Consider the following 14,583-nt stretch of genomic DNA (forward strand, 5'->3'; position numbering starts at 1 on the left):
ACCGCTCGCCCGGCTCCCACCGCCGGGCCGATCCCGACTTCCGCAGCGCATCGCTGCTTCATTGCGGGCCAACGGCGATCGCCGTTCCCGATCCATCACGTCCCCGACTGAACGAGGACCTTTGCTGTGGCACTTGTAGTGCAAGGCATGAAGACCGCCGTCACCGGCACCACCGCCGACCTCGTCGGCCACGGCCTCGGCCGCCTCGGCCAGGCCCCGGTGGTGATCGACGGCGACGAGCTCGACCTCATCGAGATCATGGAGCGCGGCGGCACCCTCGGTCTGATCCACATCGGTCCCGGCGAGGCGAAGGCCATGCACGCCTACGCCGACCAGTGCCGCGACCTCGGCCTCGAGTTCAGTGCCGACCCCGGCGACCTGGAGGGCGAGGAGGCCGTCGAGTTCTTCACCGGGGCGAAGTTCCTCGTCACCAGCCAGGACCGGTACCAGCTGCTCCAGGCCACCACGGGCCTGAGCGACGACGAGATCCTCGAACGGGTCCGCGTCCGCGTGACCACTTTGGACCAGGACGGCGTCGAGATCGCCGGCCACGACATGGACCGCGTCCGGGTGCCCTTCGCGCGCGCCCGTGAGATCATCGACCCCGCCGGCGGCGGCGAGGCCTTCACCGCCGGTCTCCTGGCCGGACTCGGGTGGGGCATGAGCCTGCGCCGCGCCGCCGAGGTCGGCAGCCAGCTGACCGCGTTGGCGCTGGAGACGGTCGGCCCGCAGGGGTACGCGGTCAACCAGGTCGAGTTCGTGCACCGGCTGGAGCAGTCCTACGGCCCCGCCGCGGCGGCCGAGGCCTCCGCGTACCTGCTGCCCGATTGAACCCGCTGACGGGCTTGACCCGTAATGGAAATCCTTGTCCCACATTCTGGTCTTACGACGGCAATACCGCCGAAATATTCGTCCGCGAAGGTCTCCGCTTACCGTCCGACAGGTAACGATTTCACAACGCACTCTTTCTTTTAGCTGTGTTGTGCGACATGGTGTGAGTCATCCCACGACCCACTCACTCACACCCTGGAGCGTCCCAGTGCGACGAATGCGAATGACGGTGGCAGCGCTTGCCGCCGCCGGGATGGTGGTAACCACCGCCGCCTGTTCCGGAGATGAAGGCGATGTCGACGGCGAGGGCGGCGCCGGCGGCGGCACCGTCAACATGCAGATCGGCGAGATTCGCAGTCTGATCCCCGGTGGCTCCGGCGAGTCCGAGGGCTATCGGATCATCAAGAACGTCTACGACGGCCTGGTCTACTACGACCGCGAGACGGGCGAACCCAAGAACCTCGTAGCCGAGGAGATCACCTCCCCGGACAACCAGGTCTGGACGATCAAGATCAAGGACGGGCTCACCTTCCACAACGGCGAGCCGGTGAACGCCGACGCGTTCATCCGCTCCTGGGACCGCACCGCATACGCGTCCAACTCGCTCCCGCTGAACTACTTCTTCGGGACCTTCGAGGGCTACGCCGAGATGAACCCCGAGCCGCTCCCCGAGGACCAGTGGGCCGACCCGGAGGTCCCCGAGTGGGCCCCGATCGACGTCACCCACCTCTCGGGCGTGACCGCGGTCGACGACCTCACCATCGAGGTCAAGCTGTCCGCGCCGTTCATCGGCTTCCCGACCATGCTCGGCTACGAGGCGTTCTACCCGGTCGCCGAGGAATGCCTGGCCGACACCGAGGCCTGCGAGGCGAAGCCGATCGGCAACGGCCCCTTCATGTTCGAAGAGGCCTACGACATCGAGAGCGGCGGCACCGCCGTCCGCTGGGAGGACTACGCGGGCGACATGCCGGCGCAGATCGACGCCGTCAACTGGAAGGTCTACCTCGAGGGCGACGACTGCTGGGCGGACTTCCTGACCGGCGACATCGACGTCTGCCGCCCGACCGCGGCCGACTACACGACGGCCATGAACGACCCCGACCTGGAGTCGCGCCACATCCAGCAGGACGACCCGAGCATCCTGATGCTCGCCTTCCCGCTCTACGACCCGCAGTACCAGGACGTCAACCTGCGCCGCGCCATCTCGATGGCGATCGACCGAGAGGGCGTCGCGAACGTGGTCGGCCCCGAGCGCTTCTACGCGCTCGACCAGTGGGTCCCCGACTCGATCCTCGGCGGCGGCACGCACTCCTGCGGTGAGTACTGCACCTACGACCCCGAAGCGGCGGCGGCACTCCTGGCGGACGCCGGCGGCTGGCCCGAGGGCGAGAAGATGCAGATCTGGGTGAACGACGCGGCCGACAACGTCGACATCTTCCGCGCCATCGGCGACTCCATCAGCCAGAGCCTGGGGATCGAGTACGAACTCGTCACCCTGGACTTCCCCGAGTTCCTCGCCACCCGCGAGGAGCACAACCTCGACGGTCCGTTCCGCTCCGGCTGGGGCCCCGACTACAACCTGAACGAGAACTACCTGGAGCCGATCTACGGCGGCGGCGCCGCGGTCAACGACCAGGGCTGGGAGAACGCCGCTTACGACGCGAAGATCCTCGAGGCGGGCGCCGCGGCGACCCTCGACGAGGCCGTGGCCCTGTACGCGGAGGCCGAGGCCATCCTCGCCGCGGACATGCCCAGCGTCCCGGTGTTCGGCGAGCGGTTCAACTACTTCTACACCGACCGGCTCGAGAACGTCTTCGTCCACCCGATCTACAGCGGCCCGGGCGGCGACTGCGAGCTCCGCGAAGTCACGGTCATCGAGTAGCGCCGACAACTGAAGACCGCCGGGCCGGACCGGCCGCAGCCGCGCGAGCGGACCTGCGGCCGGTCCGACCCGGGGACTCTGGAATTGGAAAGAAACCATGGGACGCTACGTCATCCGCCGGTTGCTGCAAACGCTCCTCACGCTCGGGATCGTGCTCTTCCTGCTCCACTACCTGACCACCCTGTCCGTCCAGATCAGGGGCAACCCGGCCCTGCTGTTCTTCGGCGGTGACCGCACGCCCGACCCGGGCATGCTGGCACAGGTCGAACGGCTCTACGGGCTCGACAACAAGTGCTACGAGCGCACCGGCGACCCGTGCCTGACGCCGTTCGTCGACCGCCTCCAGAACTACCTCCAGGGCGACTTCGGGACCACGCTCAACGGCAACCGCGACGTCGGGCAGCTCCTCGCGATCTACATCCCGAACACCTTGCGGCTGTTCATCTTCGCGACGATCACGCTCGTGGTCGTCTCGATGGTGCTCGGCACCTGGGCCGCCCGCCACCGCGGCAGGTTCATCGACCACACCGTGCGCGGCACCACGATCCTCGCCGACTCGGTCCCGGTCTTCCTCATCCTGCTGTCCTACGTGTACATCGTCGCCGTCCCGCTCACCCGCTGGGCCAGGGACATCTGGGGCACCGAGTCGTTCATGGGCCAGGTGTTCAGACCCAACTACAACCCCGACTATCCATGGACCACGATCATCATCCCGGGCATCATCGTCGGCACGGTCGGACTCGCGACCATGACCCGACTGATCCGGGCGAGCCAGCTGGAGAACATGGGCTCCGACTTCGTGCGCACCGCCAAGGCCAAGGGCCTAAAGCCGATGCGCATCACGATCGTCCACATCATCCGCAACTCGATGATCCCGATCATCACCGGCATCGGCTTCCTGTTCGCGTTCATGCTCTCCGGCGCCGTCCTGACCGAAGGCGTCATGGGCATCCCGGGCATGGGCCGCATGATCTTCCAGGCGGTGCAGCGCCAGGAGGGCAACCTCGTCATCGTCGGCCTCACAGTCTCGGCCTTCGTCGTGGTGTTCGTGTCCCTGGTCGTCGACCTCCTCTACGCCGCACTCGACCCGAGGATCCGCTATGAGTGAGCTGATCGCGCCCTCCCCGTCCGCCGAGCGACAGGCCTCGCTGTGGTCGGACGCGTTCCGCGCCATGCGCAAGCGCCCCGACGTCATCATCGCGACGCTCGTGCTCCTGATCGTCTTCGCGATGGCGGCCTTCCCGCGCCTGTTCACCGACAAGGACCCGACCGTGTGCCTGGGCCGCGAGGCCCGGCTGCGGCCCGACACCTGGTTCACCGGAGACCATCCACTGGGGACCGACGCGTTCGGCTGCGACTTCGCCGCCACGCTCGTCCACGGCACCCGGCCCACGATCACGCTGGCGCTCAGCGTCATCGTCGTCTCGGTCGTGGTCGGCCTCGTCCTGGGCATCTACGCGGGCTACTACGGCCGCTGGGTCGACGGCCTCATCTCGCGGGCGCTGGACGTCTTCATCGTCATCCCGATGCTCATGGGCGCCGTCCTCATCCTGAGCCTGTTCCGCGGGCGCGTCTCCGCCGACAGCCTCATGGAGACGATCGCCGCGCCGGCGATCGCCCTGGCGCTCTTCGGATGGATGGAGTTCTGCCGCTACACCAGGGCCGCGACCCTGGAGACCAAGAACCTCGACTACGTGGTCGCCGCGAAGTGCCTCGGCGCCTCCGACCGGCGGATCATGTTCAAGCACATCCTGCCCAACGCGATCGTCCCGGTCACGGCCGTCATCCCCACCACCATCGGCGGCATCATCGTCACCGAGTCGGCCCTGGCCGTCCTCGGCATCGGCGTGCAGCCGCCGGCGACCAGCTGGGGCGTGCTCCTGTCCAAGGGCACCGAATGGGCCGGCGGCGGGTACGTCTACCTGTTCGCCTGGCCGCTGGCCATGCTCATCCTGACCGTGTTCGCGTTCGCGACCTTCGGCGACGCCCTGCGCGACGCCCTCGACCCGAAACTGAGGTGAACCCGGTGTCAGAGACCATCCGCGTCATCGGCGACACCCTCCCCGGCGCCGACATGAACGCGCCGCTGCTCGAAGTGGACGACCTCCGCATCGACTTCAAGGTGCGAGGCAAGCGGGTCCCGGCCGTTCGGGGCGCGAGCTTCACGCTGGAGCAGGGGCGCACGCTCGCCGTGGTCGGCGAGTCCGGCTCCGGCAAGTCCGTGACCTCCCAGGCGATCATGGGCATCCTCGACACCCCGCCGGGGCACGTCACCGGCGGGGCCGTGCGCCTGCACGGCGTCGACCTCCTCGGACTGGACGAGGAGACCCGCAGGACCATCCGCGGCAACCACATCGCGATCGTGTTCCAGGACGCCCTCTCGGCGCTCAACCCCCTGTGGTCGGTCGGCTTCCAGATCGGCGAGCTCTTCCGCGTCCACCGCGGCACCAGCCGCAAGGCCGCGAAGCTGAAGGCGATCGAACTGCTCGACCTCGTCGGCATCCCGGACGCCGCCAACCGGATCGGGCACTACCCGCACCAGTTCTCCGGCGGCATGCGCCAGCGCGTGATGATCGCGATGGCGCTGGCGCTGGACCCCGAGGTCCTCATTGCCGACGAGCCCACCACCGCGCTGGACGTGACGGTACAGGCCCAGATCATGCGCCTGCTCAAGAAGATCCAGGCCGAGCGGAACATGGGGCTGATCCTCATCACGCACGACCTCGGGGTGGTCGCGGACGTCGCCGACGACGTCGCGGTCATGTACGCCGGGGAGGTGGTCGAGCGCGCGGGCATCCGCGACACGTTCAAGCGCCCGGCACACCCTTACACGAAGGCGCTGCTGCGGGCGATCCCGCGCGTGGACGCCATCGGCCAGGAGCTGGAGGTCATCCGCGGGCTGCCGCCGAACCCGGCCTCGCTGCCGGGCGGGTGCCCGTTCCACCCGCGCTGCTTCGCCGCCGAGGACCGGTGCGCGACGGAGGTGCCGCCGTGGGTGGAGCCGGCCGAGAACCACGGCAGCCGCTGCCACTTCGCCGAGGAGGTCTACACCGATGAACGCTGAACCGGGCCGCGCGAGCGCGGCAGAGCCGGTGCTGGAGGCGAAGAGCCTCGTCAAGCACTTCCCGATCCAGCGCGGCGTCGTCATGAAGCGCACGGTCGGCCACGTGCAGGCGGTCGACGGGGTGGACCTGGAGCTCCACGCGGGCAAGACCTTGGGCGTCGTGGGGGAGTCGGGGTGCGGCAAGTCGACCCTGGCGAAGCTCCTCGTCGGCCTGGAGACCCCCACTTCGGGTTCGATCAAGTTGCAGGGCAAGGAGATCGGGAACCTGTCGCAGCGCCGGATCCGGCCGTTCCGCCGGGACATCCAGCTGGTGTTCCAGGACCCGTACACCTCGCTGAACCCGCGCCTGACCGTCGGCGACATCGTCGGTGAGCCCTTCGAGATCCACTCCGACGTGGTGCCGAAGGCCAAGCGGGCCGACGAGGTCAAGGAGCTGCTCGACATGGTCGGGCTCAGCCCGGACCACGTGAACCGGTATCCGCACCAGTTCTCGGGCGGCCAGCGCCAGCGCATCGGGATCGCCCGGGCCCTGGCGCTGCGGCCGAAGGTGCTGGTGTGCGACGAGCCGGTGAGCGCCCTGGACGTGTCGATCCAGGGGCAGGTGATCAACCTGCTGGAGCGGTTGCAGAACGAGCTGGGGCTGGCGTACGTGTTCATCGCGCACGACCTGTCGGTGGTGCGGCACATCGCGGACGAGGTCGCGGTGATGTACCTGGGGAAGGTCGTGGAGCGGGGCACGGGCCCGGAGATCTACGACCATCCGCGGCACCCGTACACGCAGGCGCTGCTGTCGGCGGTGCCGGTCCCGGACCCGGACCTGCGGGGGCAGCGGGACGAGATCATGCTGCAGGGCGACGTGCCGTCCCCGATCAACCCCCCGTCGGGCTGCAGGTTCAGGACGCGGTGCTGGAAGGCGACCGACCACTGCGCCGAAGAGGTCCCGACCCTCGAGGTGGGGGACGAGGGCACCCACCCGACGGCCTGCTTCTACGCCGAGGAGAGGGACGTCACACACGCGGTGAAGTAGCGAACGACCGAAGTCAAGGGGCGCCCTCTTTGTCCGAAGAGGGCGCTCTTTGTTTCGTTACCCGCGAACGCGCTCTCTCGGCTTGACAAGGTTTCATGATCACCTTAATGTCGAGCATCCCTCGAATAATTGTAGCTTCGACAAATACGAAACGGTAACTTCACCGCGCGTATCGGTCGGCGTCACCGGTTCGAGTTCCCTCCGCTCTGCATTCGAACTCTCCACACAGGAGTGACCTGATGACCATGAACCGCAAGACGACAGACGGGGTCGAGGGCTTCTCGGCGCCGCAGCTGCGAGGCCGGTAGCCGGGCTTCGCCGACATGACCGACCCCAGCGCGGCCCCGCCGCAGTTCAGGCGGGCGGAACCCGACGCCGACCGCTCCAACACCGCCACCTGGCACCTGTGCGCACGTGTCTACATGGACCCGGCCTTCCGGGACCACGTCCTCAACGACTACTACGAGCGAGAGGACCGGGCGCTCGCCCCGGACCCGGGCATCGACCGCGGCCTCGTGGTGCGCCACGCCCTCCATGCGCGCACCGTCAACGCCGGCGCGATGCTCGCGATCTTCGGGCTCGGCCTCGTGCTGATGGCGTCCCAGCCCTGGGCCGACCGGCTCGTGCTGGCCGCGGTCTGCCTCTGCTGGCTGGCGGCGGCCTGCGTCGTGCAGCAGGCCGCCGCGAACTGGCGGCTGCGCATGGAGACCTACTCGGTGGGGGCGCTGTTCTACGGACTCCCGATCCGGTTCGTCGTCGGCGCCGGAGCGGCGCTCCTCGCGATCGGATGGCTGGTCGGCTGGGACCGCCGCCCGTGGCACCTGGCGGCCCAGCTCGGGGGACTGGCGCTCATCAGCGCGCTCGCCGGCCTCTACCGCGGGTACCGCGTCGCGCGGATTCCGAACGGCAGGAACCCTCCCGGAGTGCCGAACCCCTGGCTCGCCAGGATCGAGCGGACCCGCGGCGCGGAGGTCGTCACGCACCGGCCCGAGCTCGCGATCGTCGGCTTCGGCATCCGCGGCGCGGTCGCGCAGGTCGTGCTGCCGCTGCGCACGCCGAACCGGGCGCCCGCACCGGAGCTGGTGGACCTGGAGCTCATCGTCAAGGAGGTGCGCGCGCACATCGAGTCGCTCGCGACCGAGGCGTGCGCCGAGAGCGACCTGCCGCGGCTGGAGCTGTTCGAGCACGTCTTCGTGGCCGACTCCGAGGTTCGCCGGCCGGTGTACTGGGTGAAGGACCTGCACGTCGGCGGACGGACCTTCGAGTCGATCGCCGACATCCGCTCGGCGCCGTTGCCGATGGTCCAGCCGTTCCTGCGCATCCAGGTGTCGCAGTCCGGCGGGGAGCTGGTCACGAACCTGTTCGTGCGCTTCGTGTTGGAGGTCGACACCCTGACGATCGACTTCGCGCCCTACCACCTGCTCCCGACGCAGGCCCGGTTCAGGTTGTTCCGCGACGGCGAGGCGGAGGCCGCGCCGCTCCTGGTGTGCAGTGCGGGCTTCGGGTTCATGGCGGTGCCGCTGATCGTCCTGCAGGCGCCCGTCAGCGCCGCCAAGACGCTCTGGCGGTGGACCGCGCGCGGCACGCGGCCGTTCATTCGCTGGATCGACTGGACGCCTGGGGAATGCGGTGCGGGCAACGGCATCCGTGAGGCCAGCGTCGACGAGAGCGTGAGCCATTCGGCGGCGGCGGAGGCGACCGAGCGGATGGCGGCCCTGCTGGTGCGCCAGTGCAAGGCCGGGCTCCGCCAGCACCTGCGGGACCGGATCGACGTCAGCCGGCTCGAAGTCGACAAGGGCGAGCCGGTCCACCACCACCAGTACAACTTCCACAGCGACGGCGGCGAGATCTCGATCGCTTCGGTCGGCCCGCGGTCGCGTGCGGTCGTGGGGGCGATGGGCCGCCGCAGCCGCGGCGCGGTGAACCGGCTGCTCGACCTGTTCAGGCCGTGAACGGCGGGAGGGCTCCGCAATCGCGGAGCCCTCCCGTTCGCCTGGCGTTCAGGCCCTGCGGTGGCGGTGCTTCGTGGTCTTCTCGACCGAGCCGTCGGGGTTGTACACGGTCCACTCGCCGACCTTCTTGCCGTGGTCGTACTCGCCCCGGTCGATCAGCACGCCCTCGGCGGTCCAGCGTTCCCACAGGCCGTGCTTCTCCTCGCGGTCGAAACCGCCGCTCTGGAGCCGCTCGCCGTTGGCCCGCCACCAGTTCCAGTGCCCGTGGACCGCTCCCGCCTCGAACGGGCCGACCGATCGCAGCCGCCCGTCGTCGGCGAAATGCCTCCAGACGCCTTCGCGAACGCCTTCGACGTACTCGCCGGTCATGAAGCCGCCGTGCGCGTCCCGTTCGGCCCACGGCCCGGTCTTGCGGCCCCGGTCGTCGAGCGCGTTCGGCATCGTCTCAGGGTCGGGCGCGTCCTGCGCGTCCATGCGTCACCTCCGGTCGGGGCCGCTCGGGCGGCCCTTCAGCCGAGCCTAGGCGCGATGCCGGTGCGGCGCAGGCGGTTGACAGAGGTCAGCGGGTCAACGCGTCGGCCAGGGCCAGCAGCGCCGAGACGAGCAGGACCGGGCCGGTCGTCGCGCCGACCACCGCGCTCACCGTCAGCGCCCTCGCTCTCGCGACGAACACCGACGCCACCGCGGCGACGGTGATCAGCGCGGCCGTGACGTGCACGGCGGGGATCTCCAGGATCACCGCGACCGGGAAGAGGTGCACGCCCACCACGAACGCGATCCACGCCGGGATGAGCTCCGTGCGCCTGCGCCACGCCAGGAGGCCCGCGCCGAGTCCGGCCAGGGCGAACTCGATGCCGACCGTGATGCCGAACAGCTCCCCGGTGCGGTCGCCGAAGACCGTGCCGTCGGACCAGTGCCGCCACAGCAGCAGTCCGCCGCCGATCGCGGTGAGGCCGCTGAGGATCGAGCCGATCCGCAAGGGCCACAGCCATGACGCCGGAGGCTTCTCCTGGGCCCAGCCGAACCAGGCCATGGCGAAGAAGCCGAAGACGGCCGCGAGTCCGGCGGCGTCGCGAAGGTGTTCGGGGCTCAAGGCGGGCCTTTGCTTTCGGGGCGGGAGGGCGTGCGCGCCAGCCTATCCGGCCGCGGCGAGCGGCTTCTCGTAGCAGAGCGAGATGGCCGAGCCCGCGTAGTGGCCGAACAGCGGTATCCGCCGGTAGCCCTCGCGCTCGTAGAAGCGGATCGCCTCCGGCTGCGCGTCGCCGGTCTCGAGCCTGACGGTGGTCCAGCCCCGTTCGCGGGCGGCGTCCTCCAGCGCGGCCAGGATCGCGGCGGCCACGCCCGAACCGCGCGACTGCGGGATGACGTACATGCTTGATCTCGGCCGAGGCGGCGTCGAGGGCGCGGAGGGCGCCGCAGCCCAGCGCGCCGCCGTCGGCGTCGAACGCCATGACGAACACGTCGACGTCCTCGGCGGAGGGCGCCGGGCCGGGCTCGTGGTCGTCGCAGCCGTAGACGGCGTCGAGCTCGGCCCGCTGGCTCAGGCGCAGCGCGATCCCCTGCGGGTCTTCCCAGTCGCGCAGTTCGATGGTCCAGGTGGCGGTGGTCGGCATGGCGTGGTCCTGTCGCAGCGAGTGTCGTAACAGATGTTACCGTAACACTTGTTACGAAGAAATCGACCGAGGGGAGCGGGCCATCGCACGCAGGGCGGATCACGGGGCGCAGCAGGAGCGCATCTCCGAGGCGGTGTGGACCCTCCTGGCGGGCAAGGGCATCGAGCACCTCACCATCCGCGCGGTCGCCCAGGCGGCCGGATGCACGACCGGTTTGGTGATGCACCGCTTCCCGGGGCGCCGCGCGCTCCTCGTGCACGCCCGCGACCTGCTCCACGCCCGCACCCGCGTCCGCGTCGAACGGATCGAGGCCGAAGCGCCCACCCCGCGCGCGGCCCTGCGAGCGGTACTCGCGCAGGGCATGGCGCTCACCGAGGACTCCGCCCAGGAAGCCCTGGTCTGGATGGGGTTCCTCGCCGCCTCGGTCGGCGACGAAGAACTGATCGCCTTGCACCGCAAGAACAACCGCGCCTGGAGGGACCGCGTGGCCCGCCTGGTCGCCGCATCCGCCCCGGACTGGCCCGCCGAGCGCGCCGACGCGGCCGTGTTCGCCCTGGTCGCGGCCTCCGAAGGCGCGGCCCAACTCGCGTGCTTCGACCCCGAGGTCTACGACGCCCGCGCACAGGAGTCCATGCTCGACGCGACCCTGGAGGCCCTCGGCCTGTCCTGACTCGACGGTGGGGCCCGGCGGCCGGGAGTGGATTCGCACCGCGGCATCTCGTAGTATTGACGGTTCGCAGCCGATGATCGGAGCCTCTCTTGATCCGACCGACGACCGGACTCCCCGACCCCGCCCCGCGCAGGTCCCTTGCGGCGACCTGGCTGGCGCTCATGGTCGCCGGGGTCTCCCTGGTGTGCGCCGCCGCGGCGTGGGCCGCCGCCTCCCCCGCCCAGGCCGACGCCGCCGCGAGGCTGCTCGACCGCGACGACGAGTTCGCCCGGCACTACCTCCTGCAGCTCGACCAGATCGTGCAGTTCCGGTTCCTCGACCTCGCGATCGCCTACCTCGCCGGCGCCGTGCTCTTCACCGCCCTCGCCGTCGCCGTCCGCATCGGCCCCCGCTGGTCGGTCGTGGCCACCGGATCGCTCAGCGCCGCAGGGGTGCTCATCATCGCGTGGTTCGCCATCGGCCGCGTCCTGGCCGGGCTTCCCCCGGTCGGCGACTGGGGCTACGACGAGATCGCGCCGATGCTCATGGAAGGCGCCCCGGCCTGGTTCGGCACCGCCGAGCAGCTGCCCCTGCTGGCCGCGTTCGCGGGGCTGCCGCTCATCCTCGTGCTCCTGTTCATCGGCCACATCCGGGCCCGGGCCCCGCACGGGGCGGACGGCCCCGAACTCGGCTGGTGAACCGATAAACCCGTGCGCCCCACGGCGCGCACGGGTATCGTGCGTTCCGCCTCCGACGAAAGGAACGCGCATGATCCCCGACCCGGCAGTGCTGCACCCGATGACCGGGCAGCCGCGAGTGGTCTTCCTCAAGCCGCTCGTCGAGTCCGAGAAGATCGACGTCGGCGACTACACGTACTACGACGACCCGGACGACGCGACCGCGTTCGAGGAGAAGAACGTCCTCTACTCCTACGGCCCCGAGAAGCTCGTGATCGGCCGCTACTGCGCGATCGCCACCGGCACCAGGTTCCTCATGGCCGGCGCCGACCACCCCATGCAGGGCGTCTCTACGTTCCCCTTCGCGATCTTCGGCGGCGAGTGGACCGAGAAGACCCTCGACATCGTCATGGCCGGCGGCAGCCGCGGCGACACCGTCGTCGGCAACGACGTCTGGTTCGGCTACCAGGCCCTGATCATGCCCGGCGTGACCATCGGCGACGGCGCGATCATCGCCTCCGGCGCCGTGGTCACCGGCGACGTCGCGCCTTACACGATCGTCGGCGGCAACCCCGCCAAGCCGATCCGCCGCCGCTACGACGACGCCGAGGTCGAGCTGCTGCTGCGCGCCGCCTGGTGGGACTGGCCGGTCGAACTGGTCACCGAGCACGCCCGCACGATCATGTCCGGCACTCCGGCCGACATCGCGGCCATCGCCGCCGCGAACGGACGGGAGCGGGCCCTTTGAGCGCCTCCGACCCCACCGCGGTCCGCGCCTCCGGACCGTACGCGATCACCGCCGGCGGGGCCGCCCCGGAGACCGGCTCGCTCGCGCCGCGCCGAACGCTGAAGAGGGCCGGTCGCGCGACCGGCCCTCTCACCACGCCTTCAGGACGCGGTCGCCGCCGCGTACCGCGCGGCCACGTCCTGCCAGTTCACGACCTCCCACATCGCCTTCACGAAGTCGGGGCGGACGTTCTTGTACTGCAGGTAGTACGCGTGCTCCCACGCGTCGAACGCCAGCAGCGGCACCGAGCTCTGCGCGACGTTCCCGTGGTGGTCGTAGACCTGCTCCACGATGAGCCGCTTCGAGGTCGGCTCGAACGAGAGCACGCCCCAGCCCGAGCCCTGCACCAGCGTGGTCGCCGCCGACAGCTGCCCGTGGAAGCCCTCGAACGAGCCGAAGTACTCGTCGATCGCCTCGGCCAGGTCGCCCTCGGGACGGCCGCCGCCGTCCGGGCTCATGTTCTCCCAGTAGAGGGAGTGCAGGACGTGCCCCGAGACGTTGAACGCGAGGGTCTTCTCCAGGCCCACGATGCCCGAGAAGTCGCCCTTGTCGCGCGCCTCGTCGATGCGCTCGATCATGTCGTTGGCGCCCTTGACGTACGCCGCGTGGTGCTTGTCGTGGTGCAGTTCGAGGATGTGCCCGTTGATGTGCGGCTCCAGCGAGCCGTAGTCGTAGGGCAGGTCGGGAAGCGTGTAGACGGTCATCGTCGCCTCTCTGTTCCGTGGCAGTACGAATGTTGCCGCCACTCTCGCACAGTTGCAAAACTGTTGCAATAGCAACAGGCCTGCATGAAGCGTGATCCCCGTCGTCTTAGGACCTGCGGACGAGGCGCCCGGGATGCCTGGGCGCGCAACGCCATCGCGCCTCAGCGCGACAGCCGCCTGATCCCCTCCACGATCCCCGGCAGCACCTCCAGGAACCGCTCGACCTCCTCCTCGGTCGTCTCCCGGTGCAGCGACACCCGCACGTTCCCGTGGCTGAGCACCCCCATCGCCTGGAGCACGTGCGAGGGCCGCAGCCGCGTCGACGCGCACGCCGACCCCGACGACACCGCGAAGCCCGCCCGGTTCAACTCCGTCAGCAGCACCTCGCCGTCCACCCCCAGGCAGGAGAACGTCACGATGTGCGGCAGCCGGTCCACCGGATCGCCCGGCAGCTCCACCTCCGGGATCGTCTCGGCGATGTGCTCGCGGATCTGCTCGGTCAGCGCCCGCGCCCGCTTCGACAACTCCTCGCGCTCGGACACGACCGCGCGCAGCGACGCCGCCGCGGCCACCGCCGCCGGAACGTCGACCTCCCCGATCGCCTCACGGATCGAGGAGTCCTCGCCAGGGAACGGATTGCGCCACCGCGTGCCCTTGCGCACCACCAGGATCCCCGCCCCGGACAGCCCGCCCCACTTGCGCGCGCTGGCCGCCAGCACCGACCAGCCCTCGGGCACCGGCTCCCACGGCAGGCTCGCCGCCGCGTCGCACACCAGCGGCACGCCGCCGAGGTTCGCCGCGATCGCCGCGATCGGCTGCCGGGTCCCCACCTCGTGGTTCGCACTCTGGATCGCCAGCACCGAGGCGTCCTCGACCCCCGCGAGCGGATCGGCGTCCACCCGCCCGAACCGGTCCACCGGCACGCTCGCCGACCCGCCGCGCGCCGCGCGCCCCCGGCTGTCGAACCACTGTGCCGCGTGCAGCACCGACGAGTGTTCGACCGCGCCGTACACGAGCGGACCCGGCTCGCTCCGACCCGCGATCACGCCCAGTATCCCGGCGTGCACCGCCTGTGTCCCGCTCGATGTGAAAGTGACCTCATCAGGGCTGACGCCCAGGGACGCGGCCGCCGACTGCCGGGCGGCGTCGAGCAGCATCCGCGACCGCCTGCCCAATGTGTACAGTCGGCCCGGGCCCGCCCAGCCCTCCGACAAAGCCGCAGCATAGGCGTCGCGCGCCGCCGGATGGGGCGGCTGCGCGGTCGCGCCGTCGAAGTAGGTCTCGGTCACCCTTCCAATCTAGAAGACTCAGGGCGCCGAACCCAACCCCTTGCACCCGGGGCCCCGGACCAAGCAGTAGGCTCTTGCCGTCAAGATCTGCGCCCTGCCGCCCGCCCG

At 70.0% G+C, this 14,583-nt stretch carries 14 protein-coding genes and 1 pseudogene; 10 read left to right on the forward strand and 5 right to left on the reverse strand.

Annotation, left to right across the window (positions count from 1 at the left end; genetic code table 11):
- The first annotated feature begins 126 nt into the window (after window positions 1–126).
- The 7 genes from BLQ63_RS07700 to BLQ63_RS07730 all read left to right on the forward strand — a co-directional run bounded on the left by BLQ63_RS07700 (window position 127) and on the right by BLQ63_RS07730 (window position 8,756).
- Window positions 127–831: a PfkB family carbohydrate kinase gene (locus BLQ63_RS07700; RefSeq protein ID WP_143014802.1), complete on the forward strand. Its 705-nt coding sequence runs from the start codon at window positions 127–129 to the stop codon at window positions 829–831.
- A gap of 229 nt (window positions 832–1,060) precedes the next feature.
- Complete coding sequence (locus BLQ63_RS07705; protein WP_177154826.1) at window positions 1,061–2,713, forward strand: peptide ABC transporter substrate-binding protein; 1,653 nt, start codon at window positions 1,061–1,063, stop codon at window positions 2,711–2,713.
- 97 nt (window positions 2,714–2,810) lie between these two features.
- Window positions 2,811–3,821, forward strand: a complete 1,011-nt coding sequence (locus BLQ63_RS07710; RefSeq protein ID WP_091031200.1) for an ABC transporter permease — start codon at window positions 2,811–2,813, stop codon at window positions 3,819–3,821.
- Complete coding sequence (locus BLQ63_RS07715; RefSeq protein ID WP_091031202.1) at window positions 3,814–4,734, forward strand: ABC transporter permease; 921 nt, start codon at window positions 3,814–3,816, stop codon at window positions 4,732–4,734. The genes BLQ63_RS07710 and BLQ63_RS07715 overlap by 8 nt, the downstream gene beginning before the upstream one ends.
- A 5-nt stretch (window positions 4,735–4,739) precedes the next feature.
- A complete protein-coding gene (locus BLQ63_RS07720; protein ID WP_245680889.1) occupies window positions 4,740–5,777 on the forward strand; it encodes an ABC transporter ATP-binding protein in 1,038 nt (345 codons plus the stop codon).
- Entirely contained in the window at window positions 5,767–6,804 is a 1,038-nt protein-coding gene (locus BLQ63_RS07725) for an ABC transporter ATP-binding protein (RefSeq protein WP_091031204.1), read from the forward strand. Before BLQ63_RS07720 ends, BLQ63_RS07725 begins: the two co-directional genes overlap by 11 nt.
- Window positions 6,805–7,127: 323 nt before the next feature.
- The gene (locus BLQ63_RS07730; RefSeq protein ID WP_091031206.1) at window positions 7,128–8,756 is read left to right on the forward strand and encodes a hypothetical protein; all 1,629 of its coding nucleotides are present in this window, start codon (window positions 7,128–7,130) and stop codon (window positions 8,754–8,756) included.
- A gap of 48 nt (window positions 8,757–8,804) precedes the next feature.
- On the opposite strand, the gene BLQ63_RS07735 is transcribed toward BLQ63_RS07730, so the two are convergent.
- The 3 genes and pseudogenes from BLQ63_RS07735 to BLQ63_RS29790 all read right to left on the reverse strand — a co-directional run bounded on the left by BLQ63_RS07735 (window position 8,805) and on the right by BLQ63_RS29790 (window position 10,369).
- Window positions 8,805–9,230, reverse strand: a complete 426-nt coding sequence (locus BLQ63_RS07735) for a toxin-antitoxin system YwqK family antitoxin (protein WP_218125123.1) — start codon at window positions 9,228–9,230, stop codon at window positions 8,805–8,807.
- A gap of 85 nt (window positions 9,231–9,315) precedes the next feature.
- Window positions 9,316–9,849, reverse strand: a complete 534-nt coding sequence (locus BLQ63_RS07740) for a hypothetical protein (RefSeq protein WP_091031207.1) — start codon at window positions 9,847–9,849, stop codon at window positions 9,316–9,318.
- A gap of 42 nt (window positions 9,850–9,891) precedes the next feature.
- Window positions 9,892–10,369: pseudogene (locus tag BLQ63_RS29790) on the reverse strand (GNAT family N-acetyltransferase).
- Between the two features lie 82 nt (window positions 10,370–10,451).
- On the opposite strand from BLQ63_RS29790, the gene BLQ63_RS07750 reads away from it, so the two are divergent.
- From BLQ63_RS07750 to BLQ63_RS07760, 3 genes are all read left to right on the forward strand, one after another.
- On the forward strand, window positions 10,452–11,039 hold the full coding sequence (locus BLQ63_RS07750; RefSeq protein WP_091031610.1) for a TetR/AcrR family transcriptional regulator: 588 nt from the start codon (window positions 10,452–10,454) through the stop codon (window positions 11,037–11,039).
- 89 nt (window positions 11,040–11,128) lie between these two features.
- A complete protein-coding gene (locus BLQ63_RS07755) occupies window positions 11,129–11,716 on the forward strand; it encodes a hypothetical protein (protein ID WP_091031210.1) in 588 nt (195 codons plus the stop codon).
- Window positions 11,717–11,786: 70 nt separating this feature from the next.
- On the forward strand, window positions 11,787–12,443 hold the full coding sequence (locus BLQ63_RS07760; protein ID WP_091031212.1) for a CatB-related O-acetyltransferase: 657 nt from the start codon (window positions 11,787–11,789) through the stop codon (window positions 12,441–12,443).
- Between the two features lie 140 nt (window positions 12,444–12,583).
- On the opposite strand, the gene BLQ63_RS07765 is transcribed toward BLQ63_RS07760, so the two are convergent.
- Window positions 12,584–13,186 (reverse strand): superoxide dismutase, encoded by a 603-nt coding sequence (locus BLQ63_RS07765; RefSeq protein ID WP_091031214.1) that lies wholly within the window; start codon window positions 13,184–13,186, stop codon window positions 12,584–12,586.
- A gap of 161 nt (window positions 13,187–13,347) precedes the next feature.
- On the reverse strand, window positions 13,348–14,484 hold the full coding sequence (locus BLQ63_RS07770; RefSeq protein ID WP_419774932.1) for a cysteine desulfurase family protein: 1,137 nt from the start codon (window positions 14,482–14,484) through the stop codon (window positions 13,348–13,350).
- Between the last annotated feature and the right edge of the window lie 99 nt (window positions 14,485–14,583).

Origin of the sequence: Glycomyces harbinensis, from assembly GCF_900101745.1 — a bacterium.
GTDB lineage: Bacteria > Actinomycetota > Actinomycetes > Mycobacteriales > Micromonosporaceae > Glycomyces > Glycomyces harbinensis.

Excerpts from the sequence above, each read along its gene's own strand:
- BLQ63_RS07710 (WP_091031200.1), top strand. The coding sequence starts at position 2,811 with ATGGGACGCTACGTCATCCGCCGGTTGCTGCAAACGCTCCTCACGCTC.
- BLQ63_RS07715 (WP_091031202.1), top strand. The coding sequence starts at position 3,814 with ATGAGTGAGCTGATCGCGCCCTCCCCGTCCGCCGAGCGACAGGCCTCG.
- BLQ63_RS07725 (WP_091031204.1), top strand. The coding sequence starts at position 5,767 with ATGAACGCTGAACCGGGCCGCGCGAGCGCGGCAGAGCCGGTGCTGGAG.
- BLQ63_RS07730 (WP_091031206.1), top strand. The coding sequence starts at position 7,128 with ATGACCGACCCCAGCGCGGCCCCGCCGCAGTTCAGGCGGGCGGAACCC.
- BLQ63_RS07735 (WP_218125123.1), bottom strand. The coding sequence starts at position 9,230 with ATGGACGCGCAGGACGCGCCCGACCCTGAGACGATGCCGAACGCGCTC.
- BLQ63_RS07760 (WP_091031212.1), top strand. The coding sequence starts at position 11,787 with ATGATCCCCGACCCGGCAGTGCTGCACCCGATGACCGGGCAGCCGCGA.
- BLQ63_RS07765 (WP_091031214.1), bottom strand. The coding sequence starts at position 13,186 with ATGACCGTCTACACGCTTCCCGACCTGCCCTACGACTACGGCTCGCTG.